This window comes from Halosimplex carlsbadense 2-9-1 (assembly GCF_000337455.1).
In the GTDB taxonomy this organism is placed as follows: domain Archaea; phylum Halobacteriota; class Halobacteria; order Halobacteriales; family Haloarculaceae; genus Halosimplex; species Halosimplex carlsbadense.
On the sequence record NZ_AOIU01000008.1, the window covers coordinates 94,983 to 112,012 of the forward strand.

Genomic DNA, 17,030 nt, shown 5'->3' on the forward strand with positions numbered 1-17,030 from the left:
ACATGCACGACGACAGCGCCACCGACGCACCGCACACCGAACAGCCCACGGATCCGGCCTCGAACCCCGACGAAATCGACGAGACCGACGGCGACGACTTCACCGTCACGCCGTACGACGTGGCGGGGACCGTCGACTACGACCGCCTGCTGGAGCAGTTCGGCGCCGACCGGCTCACCGACGAGCAGGTCGCTCGCTTCCCCGACCACCCGATGCTGCGCCGGCGGGTCTTCTACGCCGGCCGCGACGCCGACCGCTACCTCGCGGCCGCCGAGGCCGGTGAGACTCACTCGATCGTCACCGGGATCGGCCCCTCCGGCCCGATGCACCTGGGCCACGTCCTCGTCTTCTACCTCGCCAGGCGACTGCAGGAGGAGACCGGTGCCCACGTCTACATTCCGCTCTCGGACGACGAGAAGTTCTACGCGAAGGATCTGTCGTTCGAGGAGATCGAGCGAGCCACCCGCTCGAACCTGCGGGATCTGCTCGCGGTCGGCTTCGACCCCGAGCGCACCCGGATCGTCGTCGACCGCCTCGACGCCGACGTGGTGTACCCGCAGGCCGCCCGCGTCGCCACCGATATCACCCAGTCGACCGTCGACGCGACCTACGGCGACCCTGACAACGTCGGCCTCTCGTTCTATCCAGCGGTGCAGGCGACCCACCTCCTCCTGCCCCAGCTCGTCCACGGCCGCCACCCGACGCTGGTCCCCATCGCCGTCGACCAGGACCCACACGTCCGCGTCTGTCGCGACGTGGCCGCCAAGGAGCGCTTCGACGTGGACAAGCCCGGGGCGCTCCTCGGGAAGTTCCTGCCCGCGCTCGACGGCCCCGGGAAGATGTCGTCCTCGTCGGACGCACCGGCCATCGAGCTGACCGACGACCGCGGGACCGTCCGCGAGAAGATCATGCGACACGCCCATTCGGGCGGCCGGGTCGATATCGACGACCACCGCGAACACGGCGGCGACCCGAGCGTCGACGTGGCCTACCAGTATCTCCACACGTTCTTCGAGCCCGACGACCAGCGGGTCGAGGAGCTCGCGACCGACTACCGCTCGGGCGAGTTGCTCACGGGCGAACTCAAGGAGATCGCCGCCGAGCGCATCGGTGCCTTCCTCGCCGAACACCGCGAGCGCAGGGACGCGCTCGGCGACCTGGAGACTGAACTCGACCCGTATCGACTGAGCGAGGAGGAACGGACGCGACTGGGGCCGACCGTGCTGGGGTAACGCTTCGGGACTGCGACGGGACGAGCGCGCGCCGACACGTAGCTATTTGGCGGGAACGCTGCAATACGGCACAGATGTCTCGGAAATCTGTCAATCACGCGGAACTCCTGCAGGGGTGGCGCAACGTCGCGAGCCGTCACGCCAGCGGTCCGGGCTTCGATCTGACCGGGTCGAATCCCACGTTTCGGTTCGAGCGGCGGGTCGAGGATTTTCTCGACGATCCGACCGAAGAACGGTTCGAGGCGTTCTGGTCGGCGGAAACGCTGCTCGATGCACACGTCCGCATCGCCGGGCTCGTGTTGAACCGGTGGGACGGGACCGTCGAGGGGTTGGCCGACCTGTTGGGCGAGATGCGAACGGCGGACGAGTACGACCCGGCGTGGGAGTCGAAGCTTCCGGGACAGACCGCCTGGGAGGTCTACAGTCGGTTTCACGCCGACGAGTCCCCGATCGTCAGTAGCCACGTCCGGTCCGCGCTGGCGACGCTCGGCTTCGATCCCGGCAGCGAGTACGCCAGTGTCGTCGAAACAGCCGAGGCCTTCCGGTCGGACTACGAGGCCGCCGTCGGACAGGTGACGTGCGGGACCGACCACGAGGTCCACCTCCACGTCGAACTCGAACAGCTGCTGCTGTTGGTCGGCGAACTGGAGAACGCCGAGATCCGCGGCTACGCCTCGGGCGACCTCGCTCCGCTCTACCGGCCGCTCCTCGGGTTGCGCTCGGGAGGGCAGATCGCCGGCGGTGAGATATCGCTCCGGGAAGCGGACCCCGTGTTCGAGGCGTACGCTCGCGCCCGGAACAACCGCGCCTACCGCGACGAAGACACGGAGTACTGGGGCGGCGCCCACCACGAGCGGTGGAAGTGGAGCTACCACGACCACCTCACGTCGGAACTGGCGTCGCTGAGCCTGACCGCGCTCGACGGCGAGGACGTTCCGGAGTTGTTCGACGCCTACGAGTACGCCACGTCCTGGGGGGCAACGGCCCCGAAGTACTTGCTCGGTGGGCAGTGGGGGACCTACGCCTGGAACAGCGTGCGTGAGATCGCGACGGAGAACCCGGGGACGGCCGCCGAGGTGTTCTCGTATCTGTTCGAGGTCGTCGACGCACCGGGCGACCGGTCGGCGGTCGATTCCCGCCTCGCCTGGTTCGAGCAGGTGTTCGAGAACGACCGCGCGTCCGGCGGGACCCTGTTGAGCGTCGCCACCCTGTTCCTGGCCTTCTATTACCCGGAGAACTACGTGCTGTATCGCCACGACATGATGCAGACGTTCTTCGACCGGTACACCGACTACGGGTTCGCCGACGGCTACGACAGACACCACTACCGGCTCCTCAACGACGCCTGTCACGACCTCGTGGCGGAACTCGACGACCGAATGGACGCGGAGGCGAACCTACTCGACGTTCACACGGTATTCTGGGTCCTGCACCGAGAGGGACCGCCCTGACCCGGCCCCATCGCGTCGATACCGCCGTCAGGCCGCGACCCGTTCTGCCAGTTCGACCAGTTCCTCGCGCGGCAGGTCGCCGACCACGGCTCGCGTCACGCCGTCGTCGTCCCAGACTACGGCCGACCCGTCGTCGCGCTCGACGTACGTCGCGTTCGTCCCGGCGACGGTGACGGACTCGCCCTCGGTCGCGTTCTCGTCCGCGGCGTTCAGAGACGGCAGGTCATCGCCCGTCGCGACGACGGTGACGTTCGCCGCGCCGGCGTAGCGCTGGACGGCGACGGTCCGACCCGCCCGGGTCACGACGACCGCCTCGTCGAACGCGTAGCCCTCGCCGTCGAGGCGCTGGAGCGTCACGTCGGTGCCCGCTTGCGCGGCGTCGAACGTGTCGTAGCGCTCCTGGCCGACGGTGTTCACCGACGCGGCGTCGGGCGGCTGGAACGTGCTCTCGTGGACGCTGGCGTTGAACTGGAGGCCGTCGAAAGCGACGGTCGTCGCGTTGTCGCCGTAGTCCGCGCGCATCTGGTGGACGCGGTAGTCGTCGGTGTCGACCCACAGCGTCGCCTCGCCGCGGTAGGACTCGTTCGTCGGCTCGACCCCGACGACGTAGACCTCCGCGCCGTCGAGCGCGGTCGTCTCGCGCACCTCGGCGCTCACGTTCTCGGCGAGCCACGTCGAGACGTTCGTCGAACGGTCGACGTCGGCCCACGAGCTGTCGTTCCAAGTGTAGTTACCCGCGTTCGCGTGGCTCCCGTTCCAGTCGTGGCTGTCCCCGGCGGTCGACCAGTTCCCGGCGGGCGCGGTGGCGTTACCGGCGAACGCGGCGCCGTCGGCGGCTGTCACCGACTCGTTCCAGGCCGAGGCGTTCTCCGGCAGTTCCCAGACGCGGGCGGTGTCGTTCGCGCCGTCGTACGCCCACGCGACCGTGCCGTTCGTGCCGACGGCGTACTCGCTGCCGTCGCGGGTGTGGCTCAGCTTCGTCCGGTTGGGGCGGTCGACGACGAACGAGACGGTCTCCGAGCGCTCCGCCGTGGCGTTGGCGACGGTGACCGTCGCGTCGCCGCTCAGCGTCTCGGCGTTCTCGTAGCGCTGTTCGACCCGGTCGAGGACTTCCTCGCCGTCCGGTTGCGCGTCGCCGTCCAGAGAGCCGGGGAGCGCGCCCGCCGCGGCCGCGCCGGCGAGCGCCACCGCGAGGAGGCCGACGGCGACCAGCGCGGACCGCATCGGGAGGGACCCGCTGTCGTCAGTCATTGGCGCGAGTTAGGACCGGAGACTCATAACGCCACGGTCGACCGTCGAGACGCCGTCCGGCCGGTCGGGACGGCGCCTGGACCCCTGAGCGGAGCGAGAGACCGGCCCCGGGAGACGGTCGCGACGATCCCAGGTGTGTACCGGCGATTCGTCGGACGGTTGCCGTTTACAATCAGCCCCAGACCGCCGTGAACTGTCTGAAGACTTATTAGTACCTCCGCTGTGCGCTCGGCCATGGCGACAGAAACGAACAGTCGGGGGACGCCCTACGACGGGCGGCTGTTCGAACTGTACACCAAGTACGTTCGAGAACCGGAGTCGAAGATAGACGTCTACGGGTACACCTTGCTCGTGACGGGATACCTGCTGGCGATCGGGGGGATGGCGGTCTACCTGATCGGGCCGAGCGGTACGGGGGTGCCAAACGACACGGTGTATCTGGTGCGGAAGGTCGCGGTGTTGCTCGCCGCGCCGGGGCTGTTGCTCTCGTTGCTCGGGATCGTGTCGCTGTTGCCGGTGACCAACCGGAGCCTCTACGCGGCGGTCGTCGGGACCCTCGTGGGCCTCGGCGCGGTCGTGGCGTTCGGGATGCACTACCCGCAGAACTGGCACTTCGGGACGCCGAGTTACAGCGAACCGATCATCGCCGTCTACACCGCGGGCGTCGCGATCGTGGCCGGCGTGGTGATCATGGTGCCGGTCGTCACCGGCGAGCGGAGCTACTTCTCGGAGACGACCGTCGGCCACGAGTACGACCACCCCGACATCGCGCTCGGGAAGGCCGACCGCGGCGGGCTGTTCGCGGTGTTCAAGCGCGACACCGAGTGGAGCTGGCGGTTCATCGACCAGAACGCCGTCGCGGGGTCGACGGGGTCGTTCCTCTCGCGACTGGAGGCCGAACAGCGGGTCGACGCGGTCAAAGAGCAGGTCGCCGACGCGGGGCTGCTGGAGATCAAACACGCCGCCTTCCGGCTGTACGAGAGCGGCGACGACGGCTGGCAGTGGCACCTCCTGCGCGACGACGGTAGCGCCGTGGCCGAGGGCGGCCGCGACTTCGACTCGCGCGACACCGCCGAGTCGGCGATCAACGCGATCAAGGACCACGGCCCCGACGCCGAGGTCATCGTCCGCGAGGCGGCCGCCTTCGACGTTTACCGCCGGGATTCGGAGTTCGCCTGGCGGCTCGTCGACGACGACCGGGGGCCGCTGGCCGAGGCCGTCGAGGCCCACGGCGACCGCTCGGCGGCGCGGACCGACCTCGACGCGTTCCGCGAGCGGGTCGGCGCGGCGACCGAACTGCTCGTCGACGCCTACGGCGTGGAGCTCCGGTCGGACGACGACGGCTGGCGCTGGTTCCTCCGGGACGACGCCCACCGTCGGCTCGCGTCGAGCACGGGCACCTACGAGTCGAAGGGCGTCGCCGAGTCGGCGGTCTACGACCTCCTCGAACGGGTCGAGCGCGCGAACACCGTCGTCGCCGGCGAGCCGACCTACGACGTCTACCGGACCGGGAGCGACTGGGCGTGGCGCCTCGTCGACGACGCGGGCGCACCCGTCGCCCGCGGCGTCGAACGCGTCGGCGACGCTGAGACGGCCGCTGCCGGTGCCGAGGAGCTACAGTCTCACGCCGAGGCGGCCGACGTGGTCGAGATCGAGGACCTGGAGTTCGAGACCTACCGGCGCGGCGGCGCGTGGCACTGGCGCCTGGTCGACGCCGAACGGGCGGTCCACGCCCGGAGCACGGACGCCTACGACTCCGAGGAGGAAGCGGCCGCGGTGGTCGACCGCGTCCGCAGCGAAGCGCCCGAGGCGAACCTCATCGAGTTCGATAACGCCGCCTTCCAGGTGTACGAGGCCGAGGGCGGCGCCTGGCGGTGGCGGCTCATCGACGAGGACGGGACGGTCCTGGCCGACAGCGGCCAGGGCGAGTACGAGTCCAAAGACGACGCGATGAGCGCGATGATGACCCTGCAGGAGAACGCCCCCGACGCCGAGCACCTCGAGATCGAACACGCCGCCTTCGAGCTGTTCCAGGACGACGACGGCTGGGGCTGGCGGCTCGTCGACGACATCGGCGACACCATCGCCGACAGCGCGACCCGCTACGACGAGGAGGAGGGCGCTCGTGGGGCGATGGACAGCCTCGTCGCCTCCGTCAGCGAGGTCGACGAGCGCCGGATGCGCGACGGCATCTTCCAGGTGTACGCCGACGGCGACGACGAGTGGTGGTGGCGGTTCGTCCACCCGGACGGTCGGGTCGTCGCCGAGTCGCCCTCGGCGTTCGGCACCCGCCACCAGGTCGAAGCGGCCGTCGAATCGCTCCGCGGCGACGCGACCGACGCGTCCGTGGCGACGCTCGGCGAACTCGCGGTCCGGCTCCATCCCGACGACTGGCACTGGGAACTCGTCGACGCCGACCGCGAGCCGGTGGCGACCGGTCGGGTGTCCCACGACGACCGCGCGGCCGTCGAGTCGGCCGTCTCGGACCTGCAGGCGTCGGCCGCCGAGACGACCGTCTACGAGATCCGCGACGCCGCCTTCGACTGTTATCGCTCCGAGGACGGCTGGACCTGGCGGCTCGTCGACGCCGACCACGAGCCGCTGGCCCGCGCGTCGGCGACCTACGACGACCGCGCGGCCGTGCAGTCGGCGGTCGAGCGCGTCAGCGCGCTCGCGCCGGACGCGGACGTGGTCGACTACGACGACGTGGCCTTCGAACTCCGGTCCGAGGCAGACGGCTGGACGTGGCGCCTCGTCGACGAGGACGGCCGCGCCCTCGGGGCGGCGGCCGGGTACCACGACACCCGCGAGGACGCCGAGCAAGACCTCGAGGCGGCCCGCGAAACGTTCGCCGACGCGAGCGTCCTCGAGATCGACTCGGCGGCCTTCGAGTTCCACCGGACCGACGAGGGCTGGCAGTGGCGCCTCGTCGACGACCACGGCGAGGAACTCGCCCGGAGCATCGCGACCTTCGAGAGCCGCGTCGAGGCCCAGGAAGACCTCTCGACCGTCAAGTCGCTCGGACCCGACGCCTGGGTGTCGACGGCCGAGTGAGGACGGCCGTCGACCACACCAACTGCTTTCCCGCCGGGCGCCGAACCCGCGGCCGTGAACGCGAAGGCCGGAGCGAACCCGACGGTGAACGCCCGGACCGTCGCGGTCAGCGCCGTCTTCGCCGCCGTGGCGGGACTGGCCCTCTGGCCGCCCGGCGGCGTCTACTGGACCGCGGTGGCCGCGGCGGTCGGCGAGACTGCGACGCTGGCGCTGGTCGTCGTCGCGGCACTGGCGCTCAGTGGCGCGTTCGGGGCGCTCACCGGCGTCGGGGTCCGGGCGTTCGCCGTCGGTGCGGCACTGGCCTATCTCCTCGGGATGGCCGCGATCGCGGTCGCCATCTCGCCGGACAGTCCCGTGCATCTCCTCCTCTACGGTGGGATCGCCGTCTGTCTCGTCGCCGGCGTCGCCGTCGCACGCGTTCGCGCCGCCAGCGCGCGAACGTCCAACGTTTAATCTCCGTGGGCCCCCTGGGACGGGTGTGACCGACGCGACTGACACGGACGTGGCAGGGGGCGACTCCCCCGCGAGGGCGGACCCGACGCCCGGCGACGGCGAGCCGGTCGTCGACCTCGCGGACGTGACGAAGACCTACGAGGGCGCCGTGGCCGTCGAGGCGCTCTCGCACGTCTCGCTGTCGCTCCCCGCGGGCTCGTACACGGCCGTCATGGGCCCCAGCGGGTCGGGCAAGAGCACGCTCCTGAACCTCGTCGGCGGGCTCGACACGCCCACCGGGGGAGTCGTCCGGATCGACGGCCAGGACATCGCGGCGCTGTCCGACGCCGAGCGCGCGCGGGCCCGCGGCCGGACGGTCGGCTTCGTCTTCCAGACGTTCAACCTCATGCCGCGGTTGACCGCCGTCGAGAACGTCGCGCTGCCGCTGGTCTTCCAGGGCGTCGACCGCGGCGAGCGCCGCGAGCGCGCCGCGGACCTGCTCTCGCGGGTCGGCCTCGGCGACCGCCTCGACCACCGCCCCTCGGAGCTGTCGGGCGGCCAGCGCCAGCGCGTCGCCATCGCCCGCGCGCTGGCGGCCGACCCCGCACTGCTGCTGGCCGACGAGCCGACCGGCAACGTCGACACCGAGACGGGCGCGCAGATCATGGATCTCTTCGCCGAGTTGCACGAGGCCGGCAACACCATCCTGCTGGTCACCCACGAGCGCCGCATCGCCGAACACGCCGAGCGCATCGTCCACTTCCGCGACGGCGTGATCGAGGACGTGGAGGACCTCTGATGGATCTCTCGGAGACGCTGCGGATCAGCGTCCGCTCGCTGCGCTCCCATCGCCTGCGGGCGGCGCTGACGGTGATCGGCATCGTCATCGGGATCGCCGCGGTCGTCACCTTCGCCACCTTCGGCGCGAGCCTGAAGGCCGACGTGGTCTCGGAGATCGAGGGCTCCAGCGCCAACGAGGTGTACCTCGTCGCCAGCGAGGCCGACGAGGGCGGCGGCTTCGGCGGCGCCGGCCAGCCCGTCTTCACCGAGTACGACCTCTCGCAGTTGCGCGAGATCGAGGGCGTCCAGCGCGTCGTCCCCCGCGGGATCGTCCCCGTCAGCGCGATCGCCCACGACAACGAGACGATCGCCCAGCGACAGGTCACCGCGACCAACGCGACTGCATTCGAGACGGCCACCTTCGAGTCGGGCCGGGCCTTCGAAAACGGCGCGAACGAGGCGGTCGTCAACCGCCCGGCCGCGCGGCTGTTCCCGGGCAACCTCACGACGGGCGACGACCTCTCGATCACCCGTTCGTCGGGCGAGCGATTCAACGTCAGCGTGGTCGGGATCGTCAACGGAACCGGCGGCCAGCTCCCCTTTAGCTCCTTTACCGACCAGCCGCGGGTGTTCGTGCCCGCCGATCCGTTCTACCAGTCCGTCGTCGAGAGCCCCAACGCCGTGAGCAACCAACGGGTCTACTCACAGGTGACCGTCGTCACCGACCCCGCCGACACCACCGCGACCCAGGAGCGCGTCCGCGAGTACTTCGCCAGCCCCCGCTCGGACGCCGCACAGCTCGTCCCCGAGGGGTACGAGGTCGCCGCCCGGACGAACGCCGACCTCGTCGACAGCATCGAGCGCATCGTCACGCGGCTCACCCGCTTCGTGACCGGGATCGCCGTCATCGCGCTGATCGTCGGCGCCGTCGGCATCGCCAACATCATGCTCGTCAGCGTCACCGAGCGCACCCGCGAGATCGGGATCATGAAGGCCGTCGGCGCGCGCAGCCGCGACGTGATGGAGCTCTTTCTCGCCGAGGCGGTCCTGCTGGGCGCGCTGGGCGCTCTCATCGGCGTCCCCCTGGGGATCGCGGGCGGCTGGGCCGCCACCCGCTACGCGGAGATCTCCCTCGAACTCGCGCCCGGATGGTTCGCCGCCGCGGTCGCCGTCGGCGTCCTCACCGGCGTCGTCGCCGGGCTCTACCCCGCCTGGCGGGCCGCCCGCGTCGATCCCATCGACGCGCTGCGCTACGAGTGAGGGGGCGCGGAATCGAGTCACCGACCCCCGCGGGGGTCGCCGCTATCCGGTCCCCGCGACCCGCAATCGCTGGCCCTGGAGGACGAGCCACCCGCCGGCGATGCCCGCGATCCACTGGAGCGCGACGACGATATCGCGGCGTTCCCCGTCGGTAGTGCTGTAGCTCGTCGCCGTGACGACGTAGTAGCTCCCGTCGTGGGCCACGAGTTCGTCGGCGTCGTCGAGCGGGTCGCTCGTCCGGAACTGGCCGGTCTCCAGTGCTCGACGGACGCCGGTCGACGCGTCCTCGCTCGACACCGCGACGTAGTCCAGCGCCTGGGACTGTTCGGCCGGTTCGAGGCCGTACTCGTAGGTGCCGTTCCCCCGGTCCAGGCTGGTCGGTTCGAAAAATCCCTCGTCCCAGACGTAGACGTACCAGTAGTCGGTGCCGAGGATCCGCTGTGGGAGTCCGTCGTACACGACCCCGTCATTCGCGTGAACCGCCCGTTCGAGCATGCACGACCGGGTCGGGAGCTGGTCGTCCAGACACGCGACTTTCGGGTCGATCACGTCTGCGGGGTCCGCCGCGTCGTACGTCCCGTTGTCGTAGAAGGTGACCCGTCCGGGTTCGTACGTGTAGCTGTCCGGGTCGCCGATGTCGAGCGCGCCGACGACGAACGGGTTCACCAGCAGCGCGAATCCCACGACGATCAGGAGCGTCCCCCACTGTCGCTGGGTCAGCGACTGCGTCACGGCCGATAGTTCACTCCGTCTAACAAGAATGTGCCGGTCTCGCGGACGGTCGGCGGGTGGGTCGCCCGTACGCCGGTCTGGGTGCCCGTCACACGGTGGCCCGTCCAACAAAGGCTTAAACCGACGGAGACTCCTACGGTCAGGCATGCAACACGTGAAGATTCCGCAGGACCGGATCGGCGTGCTGATCGGCGAAGGGGGTGCGACGCTGCGGGAGATCGAAGACCGCGCGGAGGTGCGACTCGACGTCGACAGCGAGACGGGGCAGGTGAAGGTCGAACAGACCGGCGACCCCCTCACCGCGCTGAAGGGGCCGGACATCGTCAAGGCCATCGGCCGCGGGTTCGCCCCCGAGGAGGCCATGCGCCTGCTCGACGACGAGATGATGATGTTCGACATCATCGACATCGACGCCGCCGCGCGCAACCGCAACGACCTCCAGCGCCACAAGGGCCGACTCATCGGCGAGGACGGCCGCACCCGCGAACTCATGGAGGAACTCTCCGGCGCCTCCGTCGTCATCTACGGCTCCACCCTGGGCATCATCGGCGGCCCCGAACAGGTCGACACCGTCCGCGAAGCCGCCGAGATGATCATCGAGGGCGCCCCCCACGGCACCGTCTACTCCTTCCTCGAAGAGAAGCACAACGAGATGAAACACAAGGGCCTCGACTATCACAAGTTCTCCGGCTAGGAACAGATACAGCCCCTCTCCGTCGATCTGCTGTTTGTCGGCTTCGTTTTACGGCCCCGACTGCTTCCGCTACTATCGCTTCCGCGAACAGCGCGAGATACCCTCGAACAGCCGCCGCTACCACGACCGCCCTCGTGATCGTGACTGCGAACAGCGTGAAAGCCCCGACCCGCTCGACGACGACGGACGAAGCAAGTGACGCGGGACCGGAGGTCCCGCTAATCTGAGGCCGTAGCCCTCAGACACCGCAGGTCAAAGGCCGAGGAGCGTGGTTCGAAAGACGCCACAGGCGTCTTTCGTCATCACGAGAGAGCAAAGCTCTCTCGAACGACAGCGAGGCCCGGGAGCGCAGAGCACGGGGGCTTTCACGCTGTCTTGCACTACGATCAGTCCCGCGGTGCTGTCTGTCGTCGCGGTCGCGGAGGGTCGCGGGCCGTTCGCAATCGGGCGATCAGTAGCGGTAGCCGTCCCGGTCGCACTGTCTCGTCCGCCGCGAAAACTCACGCACGAGACGACTGAGACGACTCCAGGTACGAGGGTATATAGCGGGCGCTGCCGATAGCCCGGGTATGCGCGCAGCAGTCTTCACGGACTACGGCGAACCGCTGGACGTGCGTGAGGTCGACGACCCCGAGCCCGACCCCCACGGCGCGGTCGTCGCCGTCGAGGCCTGCGGAGTGTGTCGCAGCGACTGGCACGCCTGGCAGGGCGACTGGGAGTGGCGCGGCCTCGACCCGGTGCCGGGCCACATCCTCGGCCACGAACCCGCCGGCCACGTCGTCGCCGTCGGCGAGGAGGTAACGGGCGTCTCCGAGGGCGACCACGTCGCCGTCCCGTTCAACCTCGGCGACGGCTCCTGTCACCTCTGTCGGACCGGCCACTCGAACATCTGCGAGAACCGCGAGGCGCTGGGTCTCCAGCCGAGCGCACCGGGCGCCTTCGCCGAGCAGGTCCCGGTCCCCCACGCCGACCACAACCTCGTCACGCTCCCCGAGGGCGTCTCCTCGGTCGACATGGCGGGGCTGGGCTGTCGGTTCATGACCGCGTTCCACGGGCTGGCCCACCGCGCGGACGTGGGCGCCGGCGACTGGTTCGTCGTCCACGGCTGCGGCGGCGTCGGGCTCTCGGCCGTCCAGATCGCCGACGCGCTGGGCGCCAACGTCATCGGCGTCGACCTGATGGACGACAAGCTCGACTTCGCCGAAGCGCAGGGCGCCGTCGAGACGGTCAACGCCGGCGACGTCGAGGACCCCGCGGCGGAAGTCCGGGCGATCACCGACGGCGGCGCCGACGTGTCGATGGACGCGCTGGGCATCGAGACCACCTGCCGCAACGCTATCGGTAGTCTCGGCAAGACCGGCCAGCACGTCCAGGTGGGGCTGACGACGAAGGAGGCCGGCGGGACCCTCCCGCTGCCGACCGACGAGATGGTCACCGCCGAGATCGACTTCCTCGGCGCGCTCGGCATGCCGCCCGAGCGCTACGACGAAATCTTCCGGATGGTCGCCACCGGGAAACTCGACCCCGCCGCGATCATCACCGAACGCATCGGCCTGGAGGAGGTGTCGGGCGTCCTCGACGACATGACCGACTTCGAGACGGTCGGGATTCCCGTCATCGACGACTTCGACGGGTGAGGACCGGCTCTGCTGTCGCTGCCCGACGGGACATTCGACTGAAAACGATTTCGCGCTCGCCCTACGGCTGCCCGCCGCTCTTCTCGTCGCCGTTACCGCCGCCGGCGTGATCCGGCGGACCGTCCGAGCCATCCTCTTTCTCTTCGTCTTCAGCTTCTTCGCTATCTCCTTCGTCCGCCTCGTCTTCTTCCTTCTCAGTTTCCTCCTCTTCTTCTTCCTCCTCAGTTTCCTCCTCTTCTTCTTCCTCCTCAGTTTCCTCCTCGTCTTCCTCTTCACCGACTCCGTCTTCATCGTCGCCGGCGTGGTCGGGCGGACCTTGCGTGCTGTTGCCCGTCTGGTTCCCGGGGCCGGCGTGGTCGGGCGGACCCTGCGTGCTGTTGTCGGTTTCGTTGCCCGTCTGGTTCCCGGGGCCGGCGTGAGCCGGCGGGCCGCTGCCGTTGCCGGGGTTGTTGGCCGTCACCCACGAGGCGATCGCCAGTCCGCGCGGTCCGTCGGTGTCGTTCAGGTTCGACACGAAGCCGCCGAGCTGCAGACCGAATGGCGTCGTCGTCTCGTTCGTCTCGCCCGCCGCTGCCTCGTTGGACGCCGCGGCGGTCAAGTTGGCCGTGGTCGTCGCCGTGCCGTTGTCGACCGTCGCCGTCACCGACACCGTCAGCGACTGGTTCGGCGCGGGCAGGCCCACGGCCCCGTCCGGTCCGGTGGTGTACGTTCCCGTGCCGTCGTACGTGACGTTCTCCGTGACCGCCGTCACCTCGACCGACGCGTTCGCGACCGTGTCGTTCGCCGTCCCGTTCGCGACCGTCACCGTGATGTCGTCGTCCTGTTCCACATCGACGCCCAGCGACTCGGCCGACGACGCCGCAGCCATCGCCGGCGTCGCAACCGAGACGACCATCAGCGCCGCCAATACGAGTGCTCGTGTGCCCTGGTTCATACATCGACACTCCAGGGTCGGTTTCCACTTAGTCGTGGGTTACTCTCGGCTCGATTTTCGCCGAGTTAACGCGAATTTTCCCGCCATGAACAGTCTCCGGGCGATTATCCACGTTGAAAACGGCCAGCGGGACGGGAGCATCGGCCCAGCGGATGGGAAGCGTTTTCAGGTGCGATGGGTGAGAAGCGGGCATGAACCTTCGCGACGTGCCGACGGACTCGTACGCGCTGTGGCTGGTCGCGTTCCTCGTCCCGGCCCTCGTCGTCGGCGCGGTGACCGACACCGTCCTCGGGGCGTCGGTCGCCGCGGTCGTGCTGGCCGCGGTCGGATACCTCTACTTCAATTACCCGTTCTGAGCGGGCACTCGCCGTCCGAGGGTTCTCACCCGGTGATCAGGACGTAGACGCCCCAGATCGCCACCGCTCCGCCCGCGAGGCGCACGGCCGCGACGTCCGCACCGGAACTGCCGCGGCCTTCGACACCCGTCCCGAGTCGCGCGGCGATCGCCCGGGCCACGTACGCGACGTAGAGACCGAACCCGACGTACAGCAACCCCGTTAATTCCACCACGTGTGCGTACACGTAGTCGAGCGTACAAGAACCCACCTCCCGGCTCGCCGCGGGCCGGCCGCGCTACGCGCCGTCCTCGGCCCGCGCGACCAGGTCCCGGGCGTGTTCGGTCGCGCGCTCGCGCACGGCGCGCTCGTCGAGCGTCAGCACCTCGCGGTCGCGCATCAGGACCTCGCCGTCGCAGACGGTGTGGCGCACGTCGCCGCCGCGGACGGCGTAGGCGAGGTGACTCACCGGATCGTGGGCGGGCGTCAGGTGCGCCGCTTCCAGACCCACCACGGCGAGATCGGCGTTGGCGCCCGCCTCGACGCGTCCGCCGTCGACGCCCAGGAGGTCGGCGCTCCCCTCCGTGACCATCTCGACGACGGCCTCGGCGGGGACGGCGCTGGCGTCCTCGGCGGCGAGCTTGCCGATCATCGCCGCGTCGCGCACCTCGTCGAAGGCGTCCAGATCGTTGTTCGAGGCCGCGCCGTCCGTGCCGATCCCGACGGTCACGCCCGCCTCGCGGAGGCGCTCGACGGGCGCCATCCCGCTGGCGAGTTTCATGTTCGACGCCGGGCAGTGGGCGACGCCGGTCCCGGTGTCGGCCAGCAGGTCGATCTCCGTCTCGTCGACGTGGACGCCGTGGGCGACGTAGGTGTCCGCCCCGAGCAGGTCGAGGTCGTCGGCGTATTCGAGGGGGCGAACGCCGTGCTCGTCGACGATCGGGTCGACCTCGTTCTCGGTCTCGTTGGCGTGGAAGTGGATGGGGAGGTCAGCCTCGCGGGCCTTCGGGACGAACTCCCGGAGGTACGCCTCGCCGACGGTGGTCAGCGAGTGGGGCTGAAACGTCGTCGCGATCCGCCCGTCCGCGGCGCCGTCGAACTCCGCCGCCACGTCGAGACTCCGCTGCAGGTCCGCCCGCGCGGCCTCGTCGTCCTTGCCGACGGTGACGGCGGTGTGGCCGAGGACGGCCCGCACACCGGCTCGCTCGACCGCGTCGGCGATCCGGTCGACGTGGAAGTACATGTCCGAGAACGCGGTGGTTCCCGACTTGATCATCTCGACGATGCCGAGTTCCGCACCGGCTTCGATGTCGTCGGCGCTGAGTTCGGCCTCGACCGGCCAGATGTCCTCCTGTAGCCAGGCGTCCAGCGGCTTGTCGTCGGCGTACCCGCGCAGGAGTGTCATCGCGACGTGAGTGTGGGCGTTGACCAGCCCCGGGATCACCAGGCCGCCGCTCGCGTCCAGCGTCTCCGACGCGTCCGCGGTGCCGGGATCGACCACGTCGACGATGTCGCCCGAATCCCGATCGACCAGCACGTCCGCCCGCTCGACTGTGTGGTCGGGTCGCAGTACCTGTCCGCCCGCGACGAGAAGGTCGCTCATGTCACGGGAGTTTTCGCGGCGGGTGCGTGAATCTGTCCCTCGACGACGGCGTGTCCGGCGTCACTTCCGGGCGGCGCGGTCCCGGAGTCGGTCGACCCTGCTGTTGAGCGAGGGTTCCATCCGGCGGATGCCGGTCAGGCGACCCCACTCCATCGGCGCGTCGTTGAGGTCGGCGTAGCGCTCGATAGCCCGCTCGACGGCTTCGCGACTCGTCCGCTCGACGGCCGCGGTGTCGGCCTGGTAGACCAGCCACTGGCCCGCCCACAGCCCGAGGAGACCGGCTGCGACTGCGACCAGCGCGACCACCGCGTCGCTCACGCCCGGTACGGAGAAGACACCCAGGAGCGGACCGAGTGCGAACACCGTCGTTCCGACGGCGATCGCCAGTCGCGCTTCGAGGTGCTTCCTGTCCACGCGCTCGGCCTGCAGGGCCAGGTACGCCCGGAGCGTGCCGTCGTCGAGCTCGTCGAGCAGGTAGTCGGTGACGAACAGCTGTCGGCGGCGGGGCGGGCCGCGCAGGACCGCGAACGCCTGTTTCGCGTCGGCGCCGTCGAGGACGCGGACGGCGTGGGGTGCCAGTCCCGCGTCGTCGCACAGCCGCCCGAGTCGGTCGCGCTCGGCCTCGGTCGGTCGCCGCGTCGACCGGGTCAGCCTGACCAGCCACGGCGCCGTGACCCAGACCGCGAGGACCGACAGGAAGAGGACGGCGACGAACGGCAGCGCGGTCGTCCGTTCGGTGGTCAACGCGTCCTGCACGACGACGAGCGCGGTGAAGTACAGCGCCACCGCGAGACCGAACCGACCCAGGCGGAGCGCGGCGGACCCCGGCGACAGGTCGGTCCCCCGGAGCGACCGAATCGCAGGGAACGCGCCGAGGTACGCGCCGATCACGGCCACCAGCGGCGTCGTAACGCCGAGAAACAGCGTGACGGCGCTCGCGAGTTCCGTGTCCGTCCCGAGCAGCGGCGCGGCCGCCGCGTCAACGACGAGGAACCAGTCGGCGTCCAGCAACGCGAGGACCGTCGCCGCGTAGACGACCACCAGCACGACGCGGACGGCCCGCCGGAGTCGCGAGAGCGCGGCGACGCGGTCGTCCGCGTCTCGTACCCGCAGTCCGTACAGGTAGAGGACAAGGCCGCCGATGGCGGCGCCCGCGCCGAGCGCGCCCAGCGAGTCGAGGACGGCACCGCTGTCGATGCCCGACTGGAGGGTGGGGAGACGGGCGAGCATGGCCGGTGATCCGGCCGGTCGCGGCAAAACGTTTGTGTGTCGTCACGTTCGCTCAGACCGCGCGGCTGTTCCCCCGGCGGACACCGTCGGCGATCACTTTGTACAGCAACCCCATCGACCCGGCGTACAGGGCAAATCCGCCCGCGATCGACAGGGTCGCACCGAGGAGAACTGCCCCCAGTTCGTGCCCTCGCCGTAGAGGCCGTAGGTCCGAGCCGTCGTCGCCATGTTCACTCCGACGACGCTCAACACGGCCGCCACGGTCAGGAGGACGCCGAACGCCGCCACCATTCGAAACCCGTACGCGAGTCCGTCGGTCACGCTGACTGATGTCATGGAATTCGGTGGCCCCACGTTCAGATATAAACCTACGGGCACCGACCGCCCAGGGCGTCGCCGCGGGGG

At 69.8% G+C, this 17,030-nt stretch carries 16 protein-coding genes; 9 read left to right on the forward strand and 7 right to left on the reverse strand.

Going from position 1 to position 17,030, the window contains the following annotated elements:
* The first annotated feature begins 2 nt into the window (after window positions 1–2).
* Window positions 3–1,232: a tryptophan--tRNA ligase gene (locus tag C475_RS03230; protein WP_006882329.1), complete on the forward strand. Its 1,230-nt coding sequence runs from the start codon at window positions 3–5 to the stop codon at window positions 1,230–1,232.
* A gap of 74 nt (window positions 1,233–1,306) precedes the next feature.
* Window positions 1,307–2,683, forward strand: a complete 1,377-nt coding sequence (locus tag C475_RS03235) for a hypothetical protein (RefSeq protein WP_006882330.1) — start codon at window positions 1,307–1,309, stop codon at window positions 2,681–2,683.
* 27 nt (window positions 2,684–2,710) lie between these two features.
* Here C475_RS03235 and C475_RS03240 read toward each other — a convergent pair whose 3' ends face one another.
* On the reverse strand, window positions 2,711–3,934 hold the full coding sequence (locus C475_RS03240) for a DUF4367 domain-containing protein (protein WP_049929979.1): 1,224 nt from the start codon (window positions 3,932–3,934) through the stop codon (window positions 2,711–2,713).
* A 234-nt stretch (window positions 3,935–4,168) separates the two neighbouring features.
* On the opposite strand from C475_RS03240, the gene C475_RS03245 reads away from it, so the two are divergent.
* The 4 genes from C475_RS03245 (at window position 4,169) to C475_RS03260 (ending at window position 9,460) form a co-directional block, all read left to right on the forward strand.
* Window positions 4,169–6,988 carry a DUF1508 domain-containing protein gene (locus tag C475_RS03245; protein WP_006882332.1) on the forward strand — a complete coding sequence of 940 codons (2,820 nt, stop codon included), beginning with the start codon at window positions 4,169–4,171 and terminating at the stop codon, window positions 6,986–6,988.
* A gap of 54 nt (window positions 6,989–7,042) precedes the next feature.
* A complete protein-coding gene (locus C475_RS03250; protein ID WP_049929981.1) occupies window positions 7,043–7,441 on the forward strand; it encodes a hypothetical protein in 399 nt (132 codons plus the stop codon).
* A gap of 124 nt (window positions 7,442–7,565) precedes the next feature.
* The gene (locus tag C475_RS03255; protein WP_235728431.1) at window positions 7,566–8,219 is read left to right on the forward strand and encodes an ABC transporter ATP-binding protein; all 654 of its coding nucleotides are present in this window, start codon (window positions 7,566–7,568) and stop codon (window positions 8,217–8,219) included.
* On the forward strand, window positions 8,219–9,460 hold the full coding sequence (locus C475_RS03260) for an ABC transporter permease (protein WP_006882335.1): 1,242 nt from the start codon (window positions 8,219–8,221) through the stop codon (window positions 9,458–9,460). The genes C475_RS03255 and C475_RS03260 overlap by 1 nt, the downstream gene beginning before the upstream one ends.
* A 42-nt stretch (window positions 9,461–9,502) precedes the next feature.
* Here the strand turns inward: C475_RS03260 and C475_RS03265 are convergent, their stop codons facing one another.
* Window positions 9,503–10,192 carry a hypothetical protein gene (locus tag C475_RS03265; protein ID WP_006882336.1) on the reverse strand — a complete coding sequence of 230 codons (690 nt, stop codon included), beginning with the start codon at window positions 10,190–10,192 and terminating at the stop codon, window positions 9,503–9,505.
* Between the two features lie 145 nt (window positions 10,193–10,337).
* Here C475_RS03265 and C475_RS03270 point away from each other — a divergent pair, with 145 nt between their 5' ends.
* Together C475_RS03270 and C475_RS03275 are read left to right on the forward strand one after the other, a co-directional pair.
* Window positions 10,338–10,886, forward strand: a complete 549-nt coding sequence (locus C475_RS03270; RefSeq protein ID WP_006882337.1) for a KH domain-containing protein — start codon at window positions 10,338–10,340, stop codon at window positions 10,884–10,886.
* 569 nt (window positions 10,887–11,455) lie between these two features.
* On the forward strand, window positions 11,456–12,523 hold the full coding sequence (locus C475_RS03275; protein WP_006882338.1) for a zinc-dependent alcohol dehydrogenase family protein: 1,068 nt from the start codon (window positions 11,456–11,458) through the stop codon (window positions 12,521–12,523).
* A gap of 61 nt (window positions 12,524–12,584) precedes the next feature.
* On the opposite strand, the gene C475_RS23725 is transcribed toward C475_RS03275, so the two are convergent.
* The gene (locus C475_RS23725; RefSeq protein WP_161625160.1) at window positions 12,585–13,457 is read right to left on the reverse strand and encodes a hypothetical protein; all 873 of its coding nucleotides are present in this window, start codon (window positions 13,455–13,457) and stop codon (window positions 12,585–12,587) included.
* 191 nt (window positions 13,458–13,648) lie between these two features.
* Here C475_RS23725 and C475_RS23730 point away from each other — a divergent pair, with 191 nt between their 5' ends.
* Entirely contained in the window at window positions 13,649–13,813 is a 165-nt protein-coding gene (locus C475_RS23730) for a hypothetical protein (protein ID WP_161625161.1), read from the forward strand.
* A 25-nt stretch (window positions 13,814–13,838) separates the two neighbouring features.
* Here the strand turns inward: C475_RS23730 and C475_RS22950 are convergent, their stop codons facing one another.
* The 4 genes from C475_RS22950 to C475_RS03295 form a co-directional block, all read right to left on the reverse strand.
* Window positions 13,839–14,027, reverse strand: coding sequence for a hypothetical protein (locus C475_RS22950; protein ID WP_152436312.1), 189 nt, complete (start codon window positions 14,025–14,027; stop codon window positions 13,839–13,841).
* Window positions 14,028–14,090: 63 nt separating this feature from the next.
* Window positions 14,091–15,395 carry an amidohydrolase gene (locus C475_RS03285; protein ID WP_006882341.1) on the reverse strand — a complete coding sequence of 435 codons (1,305 nt, stop codon included), beginning with the start codon at window positions 15,393–15,395 and terminating at the stop codon, window positions 14,091–14,093.
* A 60-nt stretch (window positions 15,396–15,455) separates the two neighbouring features.
* Window positions 15,456–16,625 carry a M48 family metalloprotease gene (locus C475_RS03290; RefSeq protein ID WP_006882342.1) on the reverse strand — a complete coding sequence of 390 codons (1,170 nt, stop codon included), beginning with the start codon at window positions 16,623–16,625 and terminating at the stop codon, window positions 15,456–15,458.
* Window positions 16,626–16,718: 93 nt separating this feature from the next.
* Entirely contained in the window at window positions 16,719–16,961 is a 243-nt protein-coding gene (locus C475_RS03295) for a hypothetical protein (RefSeq protein ID WP_049929985.1), read from the reverse strand.
* Window positions 16,962–17,030 lie beyond the last annotated feature (69 nt).

Excerpts from the sequence above, each read along its gene's own strand:
- C475_RS03230 (WP_006882329.1), top strand. The coding sequence starts at position 3 with ATGCACGACGACAGCGCCACCGACGCACCGCACACCGAACAGCCCACG.
- C475_RS03235 (WP_006882330.1), top strand. The coding sequence starts at position 1,307 with ATGTCTCGGAAATCTGTCAATCACGCGGAACTCCTGCAGGGGTGGCGC.
- C475_RS03240 (WP_049929979.1), bottom strand. The coding sequence starts at position 3,934 with ATGACTGACGACAGCGGGTCCCTCCCGATGCGGTCCGCGCTGGTCGCC.
- C475_RS03245 (WP_006882332.1), top strand. The coding sequence starts at position 4,169 with ATGGCGACAGAAACGAACAGTCGGGGGACGCCCTACGACGGGCGGCTG.
- C475_RS03260 (WP_006882335.1), top strand. The coding sequence starts at position 8,219 with ATGGATCTCTCGGAGACGCTGCGGATCAGCGTCCGCTCGCTGCGCTCC.
- C475_RS03270 (WP_006882337.1), top strand. The coding sequence starts at position 10,338 with ATGCAACACGTGAAGATTCCGCAGGACCGGATCGGCGTGCTGATCGGC.
- C475_RS03275 (WP_006882338.1), top strand. The coding sequence starts at position 11,456 with ATGCGCGCAGCAGTCTTCACGGACTACGGCGAACCGCTGGACGTGCGT.
- C475_RS23725 (WP_161625160.1), bottom strand. The coding sequence starts at position 13,457 with ATGAACCAGGGCACACGAGCACTCGTATTGGCGGCGCTGATGGTCGTC.
- C475_RS23730 (WP_161625161.1), top strand. The coding sequence starts at position 13,649 with ATGAACCTTCGCGACGTGCCGACGGACTCGTACGCGCTGTGGCTGGTC.
- C475_RS03285 (WP_006882341.1), bottom strand. The coding sequence starts at position 15,395 with ATGAGCGACCTTCTCGTCGCGGGCGGACAGGTACTGCGACCCGACCAC.
- C475_RS03290 (WP_006882342.1), bottom strand. The coding sequence starts at position 16,625 with ATGCTCGCCCGTCTCCCCACCCTCCAGTCGGGCATCGACAGCGGTGCC.
- C475_RS03295 (WP_049929985.1), bottom strand. The coding sequence starts at position 16,961 with ATGACATCAGTCAGCGTGACCGACGGACTCGCGTACGGGTTTCGAATG.